This is a genomic window from Streptomyces sp. ISL-12 (assembly GCF_018614415.1).
GTDB lineage: Bacteria > Actinomycetota > Actinomycetes > Streptomycetales > Streptomycetaceae > Streptomyces.
The window spans coordinates 1-15430 of the sequence record NZ_JAGGOO010000126.1 but is presented as its reverse complement, the minus strand read 5'-3'; the positions used below and the strand labels follow the sequence as shown (position 1 = coordinate 15430).

Sequence of the window (15430 nt, the reverse complement as noted above, 5' to 3'; positions counted from 1 at the left end):
CGGCCGGGCGCGCGGCGCCGAGGTGACCGGCCTGGCCCGCGCCGCCAACCTCGACTTCGTCCGCGAACTGGGCGCCCTGGAAGCCGTCGACCACCGGACCGTGAAGCCCGCGGACCTGGACCGGTTCGACGTCGTACTCGACACCGTGGGCACCGACCTGCCCGCCTACCGGGCCCTGCTACGGCCCGGCGGACGCATGGTCACGATCACCGTCGACCCTGCGCGCATCGCCGCGACGGTGGGCTACCTCGCGGCCAGTGCCGTCCTGCACGGCCGCGGCCGGGTGCGGGCCTTCAGCGGCAACCCGAAGCGCGCCCTCCTCGACGACGTCGCCCGCCATGTCACGGACGGCACGCTGCGCCCGGTGGTGGACACCGTCTTCCCGCTGGAGGAGACCGCGGCGGCCCACCGCGCCCTGGAGGCCGGCGGCGTACGCGGAAAGTTCGTCGTGCGGGTCGGCCCACCGACCGCCGAAGCCGACCAGTACTGCCTCTGACCGACCAGTACTGCGTCCGACCGACCAGTACTGCGTCCGACCGACTAGTACTGCGTCTGCACGTACTCCCAGAACCCGTCCCGCAGCGCCCGCCGCAGATCGGGCTGGCCGCGCAGGGAGTACTGGAGCAGCCCCTCGGCCTCGACCAGCAGGTCCTGGTCGACCGGGCCGGGCAGGTACGGGTGGCCGTCGAGGAGTTCCACCAGCGCCTCCCGGCCCCGGGACGCCAGCCACTTCGCCGCGATCTGCGAACCGACGAAGCGGACGTTCTCCCGGGTCGGCCGGCCTGTGCCCGTCGCCTCGTAGACGGGGAGGGTGCGTCTGGAGACGTACGGCTTGAAGAAGTCCAGGTCGAAGGTGCGCTGGCTGTCGACCTCCCAGAGCAGCGGGTCGGCCTGGTTGCGCCCCTCGGGGGCCTCGACGCCCCAGAGGTGGACGCGGGCGCCGTACCCCTGGGCGGCCTCGACCGCGGAGACCAGGTCCTCGTCGCCGCCGAGCAGGGCCGCGTCGCTGATCGCGCGGTGCCGGGCGAGGGACTCCAGGTCGCTGCGGATCAGGGAGTCGACGCCCTTCTGCTGGTTGTTGGCGTTCAGGTTGCCCAGCCGTACCTTCACGTCGGGCAGCTCGGCGATGGACTGCTGCTCGGCGGTGTGGATGCGGCGCCGGGCGCCGTCGTACCAGTAGACCCGCAGCAGCCGGCTGTCCGCGAAGATGGTGCGGGCCCGGTCGATGAGCGCCTCGATCAGCCCCTCGGCGTCCAGGTCGAAGGCCCGGCGGTCCTCGGTGCCGGCGACCAGTCGTCCCGCCGCCGCGTACAGGTATCCCGCGTCCACGAAGATCGCGTGGGTGGAGGGCGTCTTCGCCACCTCGGCGAGCATGCGCTGGAGCAGCTCGTTGGTGCGTTCGATGCGGTCGGGCAGGGATGCGAGGTCGTCGTTCATCACCTCCATTGTCCCGGCGGTCACGCAGCGAACACAACCGGTCCCGATCAGTCTTGTACCGGCGGGTAATTAGTCTTTCGAAAAATTTCTTTAGCGTAGGGAATGTTTGTAACATCCGACCCGTTGACTAGCTGTGGAACCCCGGGCACCGATGACCCTTGGGGATCCCCTCAGTAGTTCTCCTCAGGAGGATGACCAGACGAAGGGAGAGGCCATGCGCTTTGAAGTCATGCGACTCGACGACATCGACGGCACGCCCGTGGACAGCACGGTCGTGGACGCCGCCTCCGTCAACCGGATAGTCCAGCAGGCCGCCGCCATCGGGCAGCGCCTGTGGATCCGCCCGGCCGAGACCACGGCCTCGTAGCGGCGGATCGTTCACACCGCTCCGTCCGGGCCCCCGTACGCACGTCGTATACGGGGGCCCGGTCGCGTCCCCTGCCCCCCCCCCGTGCCCCTGCGGCCCTCAGGCCCCCTGGATCACCTGTGTGACGCCGTTGATGATCTGCTGTACGGCGATCGCGGAGAGCATCATGCCCGCGAGCCGGGTCACCAGGACCACACCGCCGTCCTTGATGACCCTGATGATCAGCAGCGAGTACCGCATCACCAGCCACAGCACGACATGGATGGCGAGGATCGCCGACCACACCGACAGCTGACCGCTCACCCCGTCGGCCTTCTGCACCGCGAGGATCACGGACACGATCGCGCCCGGCCCGGCGAGCAGCGGCATGCCGAGCGGTACGAGGGCGACGTTGACGTCCTTGGTCTGCTTGGGCTCGTCCGTCTTGCCGGTGAGCAGGTCCAGCGCGATCAGGAGCAGCAGCAGTCCGCCCGCGATCATCAGTGCGGGCACCGACACGTGCAGATAGTCCAGGATCTGGTGCCCGAGCAGCCCGAACACGGTGATCACGCCACCGGCGACACAGACGGCCTGGAACGCCATCCGCTTCTGCACCTTGCCGGGCCGCCCGGCGGTCAGGGCGAGGAAGATCGGGGTGATCCCAGGGGGATCCATGATGACAAAAAGGGTCAGGAAGAGAGAACCGAAGACGGCGATGTCGAACATGGGTGAGTTACTGGCCTTGCGGAGGTACGCGCACGGGTGCGCGGAGGTACGGGTTTCGGGACGGAGGCGCGGACGCGGACCTCAGGCCCCGCCGGCCCCCGGCACCGGGAACGCCCCGAACGCGCGCCGCGTGATCTCCCCGTAGACCTCGGGATCGGTCGTGTACTCCCCGAGCACACAGGTCTTCCGGCTGCCGTGGTAGTCGCTCGACCCGGTCACCAGCAGCCCCAGCTCATCGGCGAGACCGCGCAGCCGGACCCGGGTCCCGGCGTCGTGGTCCATGTGGTCGACCTCGATGCCGTCGAGCCCGGCGGCGGCCATCTTCGCGATCGCCGACTCCGGCACCGTACGCCCGCGCTTGGCTGCGGCCGGGTGGGCGAACACCGCGACGCCGCCCGCGGCCTTGATCAGCCGGATGGCCTCGAAGGGGTCGGTCTCGTGCTTGTCCACGAAGGCCCGGCCGCCGTCGGCCAGCCAGTCCTGGGTGAAGGCGTCGCCCACGGTCGGTACGACACCCAGCTCGACGAGGGCGGAGGCCACGTGCGGACGCCCGACCGAGCCGTCGCCGGCGATCCGCGCGACCTGCTCCCAGGTGACGGGCACGCCCAGTTCGTTGAGCTTGGCGATCATGCCCTTGGCCCGCGGCACCCGGTCGTCCCGGACCAGCTCCCGCTCGGCGAGCAGGGCCGGCTCCTCGGGATCGAAGAGGTAGGCGAGCATGTGCATGCTGATGCCGTCGATACGGCAGGACAGCTCGGCGCCGGTGACCAGCGTGAGCCCCTCGGGCAGCGCCTCGACGGCCTCGGCGTGGCCCCGGGTGGTGTCGTGGTCGGTCAGCGCGACCACGTCCAGCCCGGCCGCGGCGGCGTTGCGCACCAGCTCGGCCGGGGTGTCCGTCCCGTCGGACGCGGTGGAGTGGCAGTGCAGATCGATGCGCACGGCGGGCTCCAGACGGCGACGGAAGGGAAGCGGACGGGGAAAGGATAACCGGATTTCCGCCGTCCCCCGTCACACCCGCTGATACTGAGAGCCCCCTACAAGCCCCCTGTGCGCTCCCCGCCGCCGGGGGCGGGCGGCTGGAGCAGGCGTGACCTCCCCGCCACCGGGGGGCTACGGCTGGAGCAGCCGCGGTGACAGCGCCCCGCACGGCACCAGCTCCACCTCCGCCCCCGCCTCCCGCAGATCCGCCAGCACCAGTTCGTCGTACATCAGCAGCCCGGACTGCTCGGGCCAGACCACGGCCCACAGCCACATGCCGAGCGCCTCGCCCGCGAAGACGGCCCGGTCGACGGGCGCGCCGGAGACGTGCCAGAGCGGGGTCGGGCGGCCGGCGGCGAGCACCTTGGCCTGCGGCGGTTTCTCGACGTCCAGGGACGGTCCCGGGTCCGGCCCGTCGAGACCGGCGTAGTACGCGCCGAGTCCGACCCCCAGTTCCTCGGCCACCAGGATCAGCTCCCCGACACCCCCGAGCGGTCCGGGCCCGGAGCAGGCCACCGCCGTCGCGCGCCCGCCGCTGCGGTCGTCGCCCGCGCAGGCCACGCCCGTGAACAGCCAGCCGACCGGCAGCGGCCACGGCATCCACACCGGCACCTGGGTGCGGTGGACCACGACCTCCAGGGCCTCGACGCTCGGCGGTATCACGGGCTGGACCGGGTGGACCGCGCCGTGCACATCGCACTGCCAGGAATCGGCGAAGAGACCGGGCGCCCTGACCCGGCCACCGCACTTCGGGCAACTGGGTTCGCCCCTCATAGAGCCCCACGGTCCTACCCCGGCCCCGCCGCGTCAAGGACGATCACCCGTCCGGAGGCGCCAGTGAGAGACCGCACCGACCAGCCAAAATTAGATGTAATTTGCATCATTTAGCCGACCTAACTTATTGTATGTAAACACCAACCATCTCTGCGCATTGGAGCCAGCATGGACCCCTTCGAAGCGGGGGCCGGCAGTATCCTCAGGCAGCCCAAGGCCGTCTGGGCGACCGCCGGCGCGTCCGTCGTCGCCTTCATGGGCATCGGCCTGGTCGACCCGATCCTGCCGTCCATCGCGACCGGACTGCACGCGAGCGCCAGCCAGGTCTCCCTGCTCTTCACCTCGTACTTCCTGATCACCGCGATCGCGATGCTGGTCACCGGCTTCGTCTCCAGTCGCATCGGCGGCAAGAAGACCCTGCTGCTCGGCCTGGCCTTCGTGGTGGTCTTCGCGGGCCTGGCCGGCACCTCGGACACGGTCGGCCAGCTCGTCGGCTACCGGGCCGGCTGGGGCCTGGGCAACGCGCTCTTCGTCTCCACCGCCCTCGCGGTCATCGTCGGCGCCGCGGCCGGCGGCAGCGCCGCGGCGATCCTGCTCTACGAGTCCGCCCTCGGCCTCGGCATGGCCTGCGGCCCGCTGCTGGGCGCGGTGCTCGGTGACGCGAGCTGGCGCTACCCGTTCTTCGGCACCGCGTTCCTGATGGCGGTCGGCTTCCTGTGCATCGCGGCGTTCCTGCGGGAACAGCCGAAGCCCGCCCGCAAGACCTCGCTGCTCGACCCGGTCAGGGCGCTCGGCCACGGCGGTCTCGCCTCGGCCGCGATCTCGGCGTTCTTCTACAACTACACGTTCTTCACCGTGCTGGCCTTCACCCCGTTCGTGCTGAACATGACGCCGTACAAGTCGGGTGCCGTGTTCTTCGCGTGGGGCGTGCTGCTGGCCGTCTTCTCGGTGCTCGTGGCGCCGCGCATGCAGCAGCGGTTCGGCTCCCTGAAGGTGCTCGGCGGCTCGCTGGTGCTGCTGGCGGTGGACGTGCTCGTCCTCGGCTACGGCAACCACACCGCGGCGGTCGTCTGCACGGTCCTGTCCGGTGCCTTCATCGGCGTGAACAACACCGTCTACACCGAACTGGCCCTCGGCGTCTCCGACGCCCCGCGCCCGGTGGCCAGCGCCGGCTACAACTTCGTGCGCTGGTTCGCCGCCGCCGCGGCCCCGTACTTCGCACCGAAGATCGAGGAGTGGACCGACATCCACGTCCCGTTCGTGGTGGCGGCGGTCACCGCGGTGCTCGGCGCGGCCGTGGTCGCCGTACGCCGCCGGGCCCTGACGCACGAGGCCGGGGAACTGGAGCCGAGGCACGCCACCGAGGACGGCGTCTCGGCGTTCGCCGACTGACGTGCCCCCGGGGTGAGCCGGGTCACGCCAGCGGTACGGACCCGCGGGCCGGGTCCCGCAGGTCCGTACCGTGCGTCAGCCAGCGTTCCTGGAGCGCCTGTCCGCCGTGCACCCGCTTCCAGGCGGCCTCGTTGGGCGTCATCGGCAGCAGCGGCAGGAAGCGCACGGGGTCCAGCGGCGCGTCCAGCTCCAGGTCCTCCACCAGGCCGCCCGGCTCGGCGATCAGCACCGAGGTGAACGGCGCCCCGGGCCACAGTGGCTTCCCCAGGTCCAGCGAGGCGCCGGGAGCCAGGACCACGCCCTCGACCTGCGGGGACGCGGCGAGCACGGCCAGCGGACGGAGCACCTTGTCGGTGTCGGCGAGGCCGGCGCGGACGGAGAGGACCAGCTCGGCGCGGGGCCCCTCGACCGGGTCGGCGAGCACCGCCGTGGGGTCCGCCATCGGCTGCGCGGACATGCCCAGGGTGGCGTAGCGGACGACGTTCCCGTCCTGGCCCGAGGCATGGAAGCGGAGCACCTCGATACGGTCCGTACCGAGGAAGGTGACCCCCGCGCGGGCGTCCGGTTCGCCGAGCGCGCTGCGCAACCGGGCCTCGACCAAAGGAAGAACATCAGCCATGCCGCGAGCATAGAACTCTTCAGTACGAGGCAAAGCGGCACCTTGACACAAGCGGCGGCTGGTACTCTGGGCCGGTCGTCGGGCAGCCCGCAGAAGCGCGGAGCGCAAGCCCCGTCGCTGCATTGAAGACTCCCCTACGGGGAACCCCTCTAAACGAGGGAATGGACGTCCCTTACGAGGGACCGGCCGGAGGAGGTGGGGCTGGCATGGACCGAAGTCGACCGTGCAGTACCACCCGCTCTTCCGGCCGCTGACACCGCCGCTTCCGGAATCCCACCGGTCGCCGCCTTCCGTCAGCCGCGCGCTTTCCTGCGGAAGAGCACTTCGTCTCACTCATGAGAACTCATGAGAACTCATGTGAACCAGCAGTGATGCCACGCCACCGCGACGGTGGGGTGCTCCCCGCTTTGTGGACGCGCCGGGCACGCGTACGTACCGGGCTCGCGTAAGTACAGGACGTCCTCATTCCGGGTGGTTCCACCCGTCGCCGGCGCCGTTCGCTGCCCGTAGCGAAGGAGCCTGCCATGTCGATGATCCGTGACCTGCGAGCCGCGGTCCGCCCCTCCCGCGTGCCGCCGCGCAAGGACAGCGGCGCCTACGACACCACCCGCGACCCGGCCTCCGCCTCGGCCGTGATCGACTGCGCCGTCTACCGCGACGGCCGCCGCGTCCAGACGGACGCCCCGCTCAGCCCGCACGAGGCGATGCGCCAGGTGCGCCGCGACGGCGGGTTCGTGTGGATGGGGCTGCACGAGCCCACCGAGGACGAGTTCGCCGGTATCGCCAGTGAGTTCGGGCTGCATCCGCTGGCCGTGGAGGACGCCGTCGTCGCCCACCAGCGGCCCAAGCTGGAGCGGTACGACGACTCCCTGTTCACCGTCTTCAAGACCGTCCACTACGTCGACCACGACGAACTCACCGCCAACAGCGAGGTCGTCGAGTCCGGCGAGGTCATGTGCTTCACCGGGCGGGACTTCGTCATCACCGTCCGGCACGGCGGCAAGGGCTCGCTGCGCGCGCTGCGCCACCGCCTCCAGGACGACCCCGAGCTGCTGCTCAAGGGCCCCTCGGCCGTCCTGCACGCCATCGCCGACCACGTCGTCGACGGCTACATCGCGGTCGCCGACGCCGTGCAGGACGACATCGACGAGGTCGAGACCGAGGTGTTCTCGCCGGGCCGCAAGGGCTCCCCGCGCGGCACCGACGCCGGCCGGATCTACCAACTCAAGCGCGAGGTCCTGGAGTTCAAGCGGGCGGTCTCCCCGCTGCTGCGGCCCATGCAGCTGCTCAGCGAGCGGCCGATGCGGCTGGTCGACCCCGACATCCAGAAGTACTTCCGGGACGTCGCCGACCACCTCGCCCGGGTGCAGGAGCAGGTCATCGGCTTCGACGAGCTGCTGAACTCCATCCTCCAGGCCAACCTCGCCCAGGCGTCCGTCGCGCAGAACGAGGACATGCGGAAGATCACCTCGTGGGCCGCGATCGTCGCCGTACCGACGATGGTGTGCGGCGTGTACGGCATGAACTTCGACCACATGCCGGAACTGCACTGGCGGTTCGGCTACCCGATGGTGCTCGGCGTCACCGTCGCCATCTGTTTCGGCATCCACCGCACGCTGAAGCGCAACGGCTGGCTGTAGCCCGTCTCGTTAGGCTGGTCGGCATGACAAGCGAGCTGCTCGACCAGGCCCTCGTCGAGGAGGCCACCAAGAAGTCCGGCCTCGTCTGGGTCGCGGGCCCCGGGAGCCCGGCCCGCGCGCTGTGGCACGTCTGGCACGAGGGCGCGGCCTGCGTCGTCGGCGACGGACCCGGCGAGCAGCCGCTGCCGTCCCTGGCCGACGGGGCCACGGCCGAGGTGACGGTCCGCAGCAAGGACAAGGGCGGCCGGCTGGTCGCCTGGACGGCCCGGGTCGTGGAGCTGGCGGCCGGCTCCGAGGCGTGGCAGGCGGCCGTCGACGAGCTGAAGGGCAAGCGGCTCAACGCCCCCGACGCCGAGACGATGCCGGAGCGCTGGGCGCGCGAGTGCCGGGTGCTGCGGCTGGAGCCGACGGGGGCGACGGCGCCGCTGCCCGACGGCTCACTGGCCGAGGCGCCGCTGCCCACACCGGCGACGACGCGGGAGCCGGTCCCGGCGGGGCTGCCCCGGCTGCTGTGGAAGCGGCGCAAGCGGTAGGAGCGTCGGCGGGGTCAGGACGTCGGCAGTTGCTTGCCGTAGTCCAGGGTGTCGTCCTTGTCCGGTTCGGTCAGGGCGAAGTCCTTGTTCCAGTCCGAGAAGGTCAGCGTGCCCGCGCTGCCCGCCCGGACCAGGCGCAGCGGATACGGCTTGCCCTCCAGGGAGACGTCCAGCGAACCGCCGTCCCCCCCGTCCCCGCTGATGCGCACGGTGCGGGTGCCGTTCTGCTCGTGCCGGCCCTCGGTCTCCACGGTGCCGTGCAGCGCCAGCAGACCGTCGAGGAGCACGTCCTTGTCCGTGAACCCGCTGAACTTCTTGTACGAGGGGTCGCCCTGCGGCACCTTCACGTACTTGCCGGCCAGCTTCTCGGCCGCGGCGGCGTCCGCGTCGCCGGTGTCATGGCTCCAGAAGTCGGCGTCGGCCTTCAGGAAGAGCTGCTCACCGACCCGCAGCAGCCCGAACGTCGCGCCCTCGGCGGTGACCGACCCGGTGCCCCCGTCGGACTTCAGGCGCATGTCGAGCGCGTACGTACTGCCGCTGGTGACGACGGTCCCGTGCAGCCGCACGGTCTGGGCGGCCTCGGCGACGGTGCGGGTCTTGCGCTGGATCTGCGCGGCGGACAGCTTGCCGACCCCGTTGGTGCCCGCGTCGGGGTCCTCGCCGCCGCATCCCGTCAGCCCCGTCCCCACGGCCAGGACACACGCGGCGCCGGCGAGAGCGGCCCGGGGATTTCTGCGCCGGGGAGTCACAGTCACGGGTGGGGCTGCCTTTCTCGCGGGAGACCGGTGCGGCGTACGGCAGCGTACCGGGGCCGGACGCGGGCGGCGGAGCCAGTCCGTCCGGACCGGCCACCAGGGCGGACGGGTTCCGGACGGGCTAGCCTGAAGGGCGTCCGAGCGGGCAATTCGGAAAAGGGACAGAGCACGACGACGCAGCACGCCTGCACACGCCGGCGTGAGGAAAAGGAGCCGCGGCCATGGCAGCCGGCGCCCCCCGGATCTTCGTATCGCACCTCTCCGGTGTCGCCGTCTTCGACCCCAACGGCGACCAGGTGGGGCGGGTGCGCGATCTGGTCGTCATGCTCCGCGTCGGACAGAAACCCCCGCGTCTGCTCGGCCTGGTGGTCGAGGTCGCCACCCGCCGCCGGATCTTCCTGCCGATGACCCGGGTCACCGGCGTCCAGTCCGGCCAGGTGCTCACCACCGGCGTGCTCAACGTCCGCCGCTTCGAACAGCGGCCCACCGAGCGCCTCGTCTTCGGCGAACTGCTCGACCGGCGCGTCACCCTCGCCGAGACCGGCGAGGAGGTCACCGTCCTGGACCTGTCGGTGCACCAGCTGCCCGCCCGCCGGGACTGGGAGATCGACAAGATCTTCGTCCGCCGGGGCCGCCGGGGCGGCGCGTTCCGGCGCAGCAAGGGCGAGGCGCTGACGGTGGAGTGGTCGGCGGTCACCGGGTTCTCCGCGGAGGAGCAGGGCCAGGGCGCGGAGAACCTCCTCGCCACCTTCGAACAGCTCCGCCCCGCCGACCTCGCCAACGTCCTGCACCACCTGTCCGCCAAGCGCCGCGCCGAGGTCGCCGCCGCCCTCGACGACGACCGCCTGGCCGACGTACTGGAGGAGCTGCCGGAGGACGACCAGATCGAGATCCTCGGCAAGCTGGCGGAGGAGCGGGCCGCCGACGTCCTGGAGGCGATGGACCCCGACGACGCCGCCGACCTGCTGGGCGAACTGCCCGAGCAGGACAAGGAGCGGCTGCTGAGCCTGATGAAGCCCGACGACGCCGCCGACATGCGCCGGCTGATGGCGTACGAGGAGCACACGGCCGGCGGTCTGATGACGACCGAGCCGATCGTGCTGCGGCCCGACGCCACCGTCGCCGACGCCCTGGCCCGCATCCGCAACCCCGACCTGTCCCCGGCGCACGCCGCGCAGGTCTACGTCTGCCGCCCGCCCGACGAGACGCCGACCGGCAAGTACCTCGGCACGGTCCACTTCCAGCGGCTGCTGCGGGACCCCCCGTACACGCTGGTCGGCTCGATCATCGACGACGATCTGCAACCGCTGGAGCCGGACGCCGCGCTGCCGGTCGTCGCCGGGTTCTTCGCGACGTACGACATGGTGGCGGCGCCCGTGGTCGACGACTCCGGGGCGCTGCTGGGCGCGGTCACCGTGGACGACGTACTGGACCACATGCTGCCCGACGACTGGCGGGAGACCGAGTACCACCTGGAAGAAGCGGACGCCGAGGGGGTGCGCGCCGATGGCGCCGGAGCGTGAGACGCCCGTGCGGGAGCGCGCCGTCTCGGGCGCGACGGCCGCCTCCCGGCACCGCGGGCCCCGCCTCGACCAGCCGCGCGCGCCGCGCCGCCGGCTGCTGCCCGAGTACGACCCGGAGGCGTTCGGGCGGCTGTCGGAGCGGATCGCCCGCTTCCTGGGCACCGGGCGGTTCATCGTCTGGATGACGGTCGTCATCATCGTGTGGGTGGTGTGGAACATCTCCGCCCCGGCCGCCCTGCGGTTCGACGAGTACCCGTTCATCTTCCTGACGCTGATGCTGTCCCTCCAGGCGTCCTACGCCGCCCCGCTGATCCTGCTCGCGCAGAACCGGCAGGACGACCGGGACCGGGTCAACCTGGAGCAGGACCGCAAGCAGAACGAGCGGTCGATCGCCGACACCGAGTACCTGACCCGCGAGATCGCCGCCCTGCGGATCGGCCTGGGCGAGGTCGCCACCCGGGACTGGATCCGCGACGAACTCCAGGAAATGATCAAGGAACTGGAGTCCCGGCGCGACGGCCACCACCCCGGGACCGACGTAAACCTGGCACTCCCGGCGGAACCGCCGCGGGGACGTGACGCAGACGACCGCTGACGGGCTTTCCGTCGCCCGCGCCGGGCGCCGTACCATCGGTGCCATGGCTACGGAAGACGCGGTGCGCGAAGCACTGGCGACGGTGAACGACCCCGAGATCAACCGGCCCATCACGGAACTCGGGATGGTCAAGTCGGTGGAGATCGGCGCGGACGGGGCGGTCGCGGTCACCGTGTACCTGACGGTCTCCGGCTGCCCGATGCGCGACACCATCACCCAGCGCGTGACCGACGCCGTCTCGCGCGTCGACGGCGTCACGCGGGTCGACGTCACGCTGGACGTGATGAGCGACGAACAGCGCAAGGAGCTGGCCAGCGCGCTGCGCGGCGGCCAGACCGAGCGCGAGGTCCCCTTCGCCAAACCCGGCAGCCTCACCCGGGTCTACGCGGTCGCCTCCGGCAAGGGCGGCGTCGGCAAGTCGTCGGTGACGGTCAACCTGGCGGCGTCGATGGCGGCGGACGGCCTGAAGGTCGGCGTGGTGGACGCGGACATCTACGGCCACTCCGTGCCGCGCATGCTGGGCGCCGACGGGCGCCCCACCCAGGTCGAGAACATGATCATGCCGCCGATGGCCAACGGGGTGAAGGTCATCTCCATCGGCATGTTCACCCCGGGCAACGCCCCGGTGGTGTGGCGCGGCCCGATGCTGCACCGCGCGCTCCAGCAGTTCCTGGCCGACGTGTACTGGGGTGACCTGGACGTCCTGCTGCTCGACCTGCCGCCGGGTACGGGCGACATCGCGATCTCCGTCGCCCAGCTGGTGCCGAACGCCGAGATCCTGGTCGTGACGACGCCTCAGCAGGCGGCGGCCGAGGTGGCCGAGCGGGCGGGTGCCATCGCCGTACAGACCCACCAGAAGATCGTCGGCGTGGTCGAGAACATGTCCGGGCTGCCCTGCCCGCACTGCGGCGAGATGGTCGACGTCTTCGGCACCGGCGGCGGTCAGATGGTCGCCGACGGCCTGACCCGCACCACCGGTGCCTCGGTCCCGGTCCTCGGCTCCATCCCGATCGACGTCCGCCTGCGCGAGGGCGGCGACGAGGGCAAGCCGGTGGTCCTCACCGACCCGGACTCCCCGGCGGGCGCGGCCCTGCGCTCGATCGCGGGGAAGCTGGGGGGACGGCAGCGGGGTCTGTCCGGCCTGTCACTGGGGATCACTCCGAAGAACAAGTTCTGAGTACGTCGGAAATGCCCTGAGGGGCATGCCCCAGGGGCCCGGGGACCTGCGCGAGCAACCACGACCGACCCGCAGTCGCCCCGCAGCGGAACCCCCCGCGGCGAAGGGGCGCCGAAGACAACCGGCGCCCCACCCTTCACACGTACGCGGCGATGTCCTGCACCGCGGCGAAGGCCAGCCCGTACGCGCTCATCCCCCTGCCGTACGCCCCCAGGAGCACCCCCTGCTCGGTGGAACCGGCCAGCACCCACCCGAACTCGGACTCCCGGTAGTGGAACGGCGTGGGTACGCCGTCCACCGGGAGCGACAGCGTCGACCAGTCCTCACCGTCGAGATCGTCCGCGAGGACCCACGCCGTCTCGGTCTGCTGGTCCAGCCAGTCGTCCCGCAGCGAGTGGTCCATCTGCCCCGGCCAGGTGAAGGACAGCAGCCCCACCCCGGCCAGCCAGGCCGCCGAGGACACCGACGTGGCCTCCAGCATCCCCGTGCCGTCCGCACTGCGCCGCACCGGGTTGGCCGCGACCGTCACGACGACCGCGAACTTCTCCGTGGCGTCCTTCTCGTCACCCGCCACGTGCTCGTTGCGTACCGACGGCTCGTCCCCGTGTCCGAGCGAACCGTGCTCCACCGCCCCGTCGGCGGCCGTGCCGACCTGCATCAGCCAGCGCGGCCCGGTGAACGCCTCGTCGAGGCCGTACCAAGGAAAGGGCGCACGCAGGTAGCCGTCGACCGCACTCCGGGCGGAAGGGGACTCTTCTCCGCCCTCCGCGGCCGGCGTCTGCGCGACTGCCCGACTCGTCGTCTCCATGTGCCCGGACGCCTCCTCGCTCTAGTCGGACCGGCACGGCCCACCCCCCATCGGGCGTACTCGTACGATCCGTACAACAAGTCGGCAGCATAGCCACACCGGTCGGGGCGGCCGGGAAAGCGCCCGGCGCGTGGGGCGCGCGGACGGCGGGTTCAGGCCGTGCGCCACCGCAACGGAGTAGGACGAGCGACAGGCGTCAGAGCGTCAGGTGGCGTCCGCGTCGTAGGGCGGGCGCTCCTCGCGCACCGTGCTCTCCGGCTTCTTGGTCATGTCGATCCGACCGGACGACGCAGACGAGGACGAGGACGTCTCGGACTCCCGGCCCTGGACCGCGTCGGCGACCTCGGCCATCTCCTTCTTCAGGTCGAAGCCGTTGCGGATCTCCTTGAGCCCCAGGTCGTCGTTGTCCAGCTGCTTGCGGATGAACGTCTTGGGGTTGAGGTCCTCGAACTCGAAGTCCTTGAACTCGGGGCCGAGCTCCTGCCGGATGTCCTGCTTGGCGCTCTCCGAGAACTCACGGATCTTCCGGATCGTGCGCGTCACGTCCTGGATGACCTTGGGGAGCTTGTCCGGACCGAAGACGAGCACGGCGAGGACGACGAGCGTGACCAGCTCGAGTGGTCCTATGTCATTGAACACCTGAAGCTCCTTGGGATGTCCGGGCCGCCTCCACGGTACCCGCCCATCCCATGAGACCGGTACAGTCCCGTCCGCTCCCCGTGCGTCGGTTCCGGTCGCTTTCCGCGTTGTTTGCCATCCGGTTCAGTCTCCGTCCGAGGAACCGAGCGTCAGCGAGACCTTCCTCACCTCGCCGTCCCGTTCCAGGGTGAGGGCGAGGCGGTCGCCGGGGCGGTGGGCGCGGGTGCGGACGATCAGTTCCTCACCGGAGTGGATGCGGCGGCCGTCCACGGCGGTGATCACGTCGCCCGCCTTGAGGCCGGCCTTGTCCCCGGGGCCGCCCTCGGCGACCGCGGGGCCGCCGTCGCCGCCCCGGGTGCCGACGCGGGCGCCGTCCCCGGCGTAGTTCATGTCGAGGGTGACGCCGATGACCGGGTGGGTGGCGTGGCCGGTGTCGATCAGTTCCTCGGCGACGCGCTTGCCCTGGTTGACCGGGATGGCGAAGCCGAGCCCTATGGAGCCGGCCTGGCCGCCGTCCGGGGTGGTGGAGCCGTCGGCGGAGCGGATGGCGGAGTTGATGCCGACGACGCGGCCGGTGGCGTCCAGGAGGGGGCCGCCGGAGTTGCCGGGGTTGATGGGGGCGTCGGTCTGGAGTGCGTCGACGTAGGACACGTCGCTGCCGTCGGCTTCCTCGCCGCCCGCCGTGATGGGCCGCTCGGTGGCGCTGATGATGCCGGAGGTGACCGTGCCCGCCAGGTCGAAGGGGGCGCCGATGGCGACGACGGGGTCGCCGACCCGGACGTTGTCGGAGTTGCCGAGCGGCACCGGGCTGAGTCCGCGCACGCCTCGCACCTTGACCACGGCGAGGTCGTATCCGCTGTCCCGGCCGACGACGGTGGCCTCGGCGGTGTCGCCGCTGTGGAAGGTCACCGTGATGACGCCGTCGGCGCCGGCGGGCGCCACGACGTGGTTGTTGGTGAGGATGTGGCCGCGGGTGTCGAGGACGAAGCCGGTGCCGGTGCCTCCCTCCTCGGCGCCGCTCACGTGCAGCGTGACCACGCCGGGGAGCGCCTTCGCCGCGATCCCGGCCACGCTGTCCGGGTCCCGCCCGGCGGGTTCCTTCCCGGCCTGCGGGAGTTCTACGGCGCCGAGGCCGCCGTTCCGCTCCAGGTATGTCCCGACGACACCGCCGGCCAGGCCGGAGACGACCGCCAGCAGCACGGCCGGCCCGACCAGCGCCTTCCGCGCCCGGCTCCGCCGCCGGGTCTCTCCCGCGGTGCCCACGCAGCCCACGGCACCCGTCGCGCCGTCCTGCCGCGCCGCCCCGCCGGCCCGCGCCACGGCCCAGGGGTCGTAGCGGGCCCAGGGGTCGGGGGCGGGGACCGGGCCGTGGGCGGGAGACGGCACAGCGGGGGCGGCCGGGGGTACGGTCGGCGACACCGCCACGGGGGCCGGAGGGACCGACTGCGGCGAGACGCCAGAGGCCGGAGGGACCGACTGCGGCGGCAC

The 15430-nt window shown here is 71.5% G+C and carries 17 protein-coding genes; 8 read left to right on the top strand and 9 right to left on the bottom strand.

Annotated features, from left to right (window positions below):
* Positions 1-496: zinc-binding dehydrogenase (locus tag J7I94_RS30540; protein ID WP_215172301.1), on the top strand; the 496-nt coding region annotated here is incomplete at its 5' end.
* A gap of 44 nt (positions 497-540) precedes the next feature.
* Here the strand turns inward: J7I94_RS30540 and J7I94_RS30535 are convergent.
* Positions 541-1437: an NYN domain-containing protein gene (locus J7I94_RS30535; protein ID WP_215172299.1), complete on the bottom strand. Its 897-nt coding sequence runs from the start codon at positions 1435-1437 to the stop codon at positions 541-543.
* 214 nt (positions 1438-1651) lie between these two features.
* Here J7I94_RS30535 and J7I94_RS30530 point away from each other — a divergent pair, with 214 nt between their 5' ends.
* Entirely contained in the window at positions 1652-1804 is a 153-nt protein-coding gene (locus tag J7I94_RS30530) for a hypothetical protein (RefSeq protein WP_215172297.1), read from the top strand.
* Between the two features lie 99 nt (positions 1805-1903).
* On the opposite strand, the gene J7I94_RS30525 is transcribed toward J7I94_RS30530, so the two are convergent.
* The 3 genes from J7I94_RS30525 to J7I94_RS30515 form a co-directional block, all read right to left on the bottom strand.
* On the bottom strand, positions 1904-2509 hold the full coding sequence (locus tag J7I94_RS30525; RefSeq protein WP_215172295.1) for a MarC family protein: 606 nt from the start codon (positions 2507-2509) through the stop codon (positions 1904-1906).
* 81 nt (positions 2510-2590) lie between these two features.
* Positions 2591-3448, bottom strand: coding sequence for a PHP domain-containing protein (locus J7I94_RS30520; RefSeq protein ID WP_215172293.1), 858 nt, complete (start codon positions 3446-3448; stop codon positions 2591-2593).
* Between the two features lie 171 nt (positions 3449-3619).
* Positions 3620-4261, bottom strand: coding sequence for a DUF6758 family protein (locus J7I94_RS30515; RefSeq protein ID WP_215172291.1), 642 nt, complete (start codon positions 4259-4261; stop codon positions 3620-3622).
* Positions 4262-4429: 168 nt separating this feature from the next.
* Between J7I94_RS30515 and J7I94_RS30510 the strand changes: the two genes are divergently transcribed.
* On the top strand, positions 4430-5653 hold the full coding sequence (locus J7I94_RS30510) for an MFS transporter (protein ID WP_215172289.1): 1224 nt from the start codon (positions 4430-4432) through the stop codon (positions 5651-5653).
* Positions 5654-5675: 22 nt separating this feature from the next.
* On the opposite strand, the gene J7I94_RS30505 is transcribed toward J7I94_RS30510, so the two are convergent.
* Positions 5676-6272 carry a suppressor of fused domain protein gene (locus tag J7I94_RS30505; protein ID WP_215172287.1) on the bottom strand — a complete coding sequence of 199 codons (597 nt, stop codon included), beginning with the start codon at positions 6270-6272 and terminating at the stop codon, positions 5676-5678.
* A gap of 524 nt (positions 6273-6796) precedes the next feature.
* Between J7I94_RS30505 and J7I94_RS30500 the strand changes: the two genes are divergently transcribed.
* The gene (locus tag J7I94_RS30500) at positions 6797-7912 is read left to right on the top strand and encodes a magnesium and cobalt transport protein CorA (protein ID WP_215172285.1); all 1116 of its coding nucleotides are present in this window, start codon (positions 6797-6799) and stop codon (positions 7910-7912) included.
* A 23-nt stretch (positions 7913-7935) separates the two neighbouring features.
* Positions 7936-8445, top strand: a complete 510-nt coding sequence (locus tag J7I94_RS30495; protein ID WP_215172284.1) for a hypothetical protein — start codon at positions 7936-7938, stop codon at positions 8443-8445.
* Positions 8446-8459: 14 nt separating this feature from the next.
* Here the strand turns inward: J7I94_RS30495 and J7I94_RS30490 are convergent, their stop codons facing one another.
* On the bottom strand, positions 8460-9200 hold the full coding sequence (locus J7I94_RS30490; RefSeq protein ID WP_215172282.1) for a hypothetical protein: 741 nt from the start codon (positions 9198-9200) through the stop codon (positions 8460-8462).
* 221 nt (positions 9201-9421) lie between these two features.
* On the opposite strand from J7I94_RS30490, the gene J7I94_RS30485 reads away from it, so the two are divergent.
* Genes J7I94_RS30485 through J7I94_RS30475 form a run of 3 tightly spaced genes read left to right on the top strand, consistent with a single transcriptional unit; the run spans position 9422 to position 12495 of the window.
* Positions 9422-10723 carry a magnesium transporter MgtE N-terminal domain-containing protein gene (locus tag J7I94_RS30485; protein ID WP_215172280.1) on the top strand — a complete coding sequence of 434 codons (1302 nt, stop codon included), beginning with the start codon at positions 9422-9424 and terminating at the stop codon, positions 10721-10723.
* Entirely contained in the window at positions 10707-11318 is a 612-nt protein-coding gene (locus J7I94_RS30480; RefSeq protein WP_215172272.1) for a DUF1003 domain-containing protein, read from the top strand. Before J7I94_RS30485 ends, J7I94_RS30480 begins: the two co-directional genes overlap by 17 nt.
* Before the next feature lie 43 nt (positions 11319-11361).
* A complete protein-coding gene (locus tag J7I94_RS30475) occupies positions 11362-12495 on the top strand; it encodes an Mrp/NBP35 family ATP-binding protein (protein ID WP_215172270.1) in 1134 nt (377 codons plus the stop codon).
* 136 nt (positions 12496-12631) lie between these two features.
* On the opposite strand, the gene J7I94_RS30470 is transcribed toward J7I94_RS30475, so the two are convergent.
* From J7I94_RS30470 to J7I94_RS30460, 3 genes are all read right to left on the bottom strand, one after another.
* Positions 12632-13303, bottom strand: coding sequence for a hypothetical protein (locus J7I94_RS30470; RefSeq protein ID WP_215172268.1), 672 nt, complete (start codon positions 13301-13303; stop codon positions 12632-12634).
* Positions 13304-13507: 204 nt separating this feature from the next.
* Complete coding sequence (locus J7I94_RS30465) at positions 13508-13942, bottom strand: sec-independent translocase (RefSeq protein ID WP_215172267.1); 435 nt, start codon at positions 13940-13942, stop codon at positions 13508-13510.
* A gap of 123 nt (positions 13943-14065) precedes the next feature.
* A partial coding sequence (locus J7I94_RS30460) for a S1C family serine protease (protein WP_251075970.1) occupies positions 14066-15430 on the bottom strand: 1365 nt, incomplete at its 5' end.

Bases quoted from the DNA above. Each gene is read 5' to 3' on its own strand.
- J7I94_RS30535 (WP_215172299.1), bottom strand. From the start codon at position 1,437: ATGAACGACGACCTCGCATCCCTGCCCGACCGCATCGAACGCACCAAC.
- J7I94_RS30530 (WP_215172297.1), top strand. From the start codon at position 1,652: ATGCGCTTTGAAGTCATGCGACTCGACGACATCGACGGCACGCCCGTG.
- J7I94_RS30525 (WP_215172295.1), bottom strand. From the start codon at position 2,509: ATGTTCGACATCGCCGTCTTCGGTTCTCTCTTCCTGACCCTTTTTGTC.
- J7I94_RS30515 (WP_215172291.1), bottom strand. From the start codon at position 4,261: ATGAGGGGCGAACCCAGTTGCCCGAAGTGCGGTGGCCGGGTCAGGGCG.
- J7I94_RS30510 (WP_215172289.1), top strand. From the start codon at position 4,430: ATGGACCCCTTCGAAGCGGGGGCCGGCAGTATCCTCAGGCAGCCCAAG.
- J7I94_RS30505 (WP_215172287.1), bottom strand. From the start codon at position 6,272: ATGGCTGATGTTCTTCCTTTGGTCGAGGCCCGGTTGCGCAGCGCGCTC.
- J7I94_RS30500 (WP_215172285.1), top strand. From the start codon at position 6,797: ATGTCGATGATCCGTGACCTGCGAGCCGCGGTCCGCCCCTCCCGCGTG.
- J7I94_RS30495 (WP_215172284.1), top strand. From the start codon at position 7,936: ATGACAAGCGAGCTGCTCGACCAGGCCCTCGTCGAGGAGGCCACCAAG.
- J7I94_RS30485 (WP_215172280.1), top strand. From the start codon at position 9,422: ATGGCAGCCGGCGCCCCCCGGATCTTCGTATCGCACCTCTCCGGTGTC.
- J7I94_RS30480 (WP_215172272.1), top strand. From the start codon at position 10,707: ATGGCGCCGGAGCGTGAGACGCCCGTGCGGGAGCGCGCCGTCTCGGGC.
- J7I94_RS30475 (WP_215172270.1), top strand. From the start codon at position 11,362: ATGGCTACGGAAGACGCGGTGCGCGAAGCACTGGCGACGGTGAACGAC.
- J7I94_RS30470 (WP_215172268.1), bottom strand. From the start codon at position 13,303: ATGGAGACGACGAGTCGGGCAGTCGCGCAGACGCCGGCCGCGGAGGGC.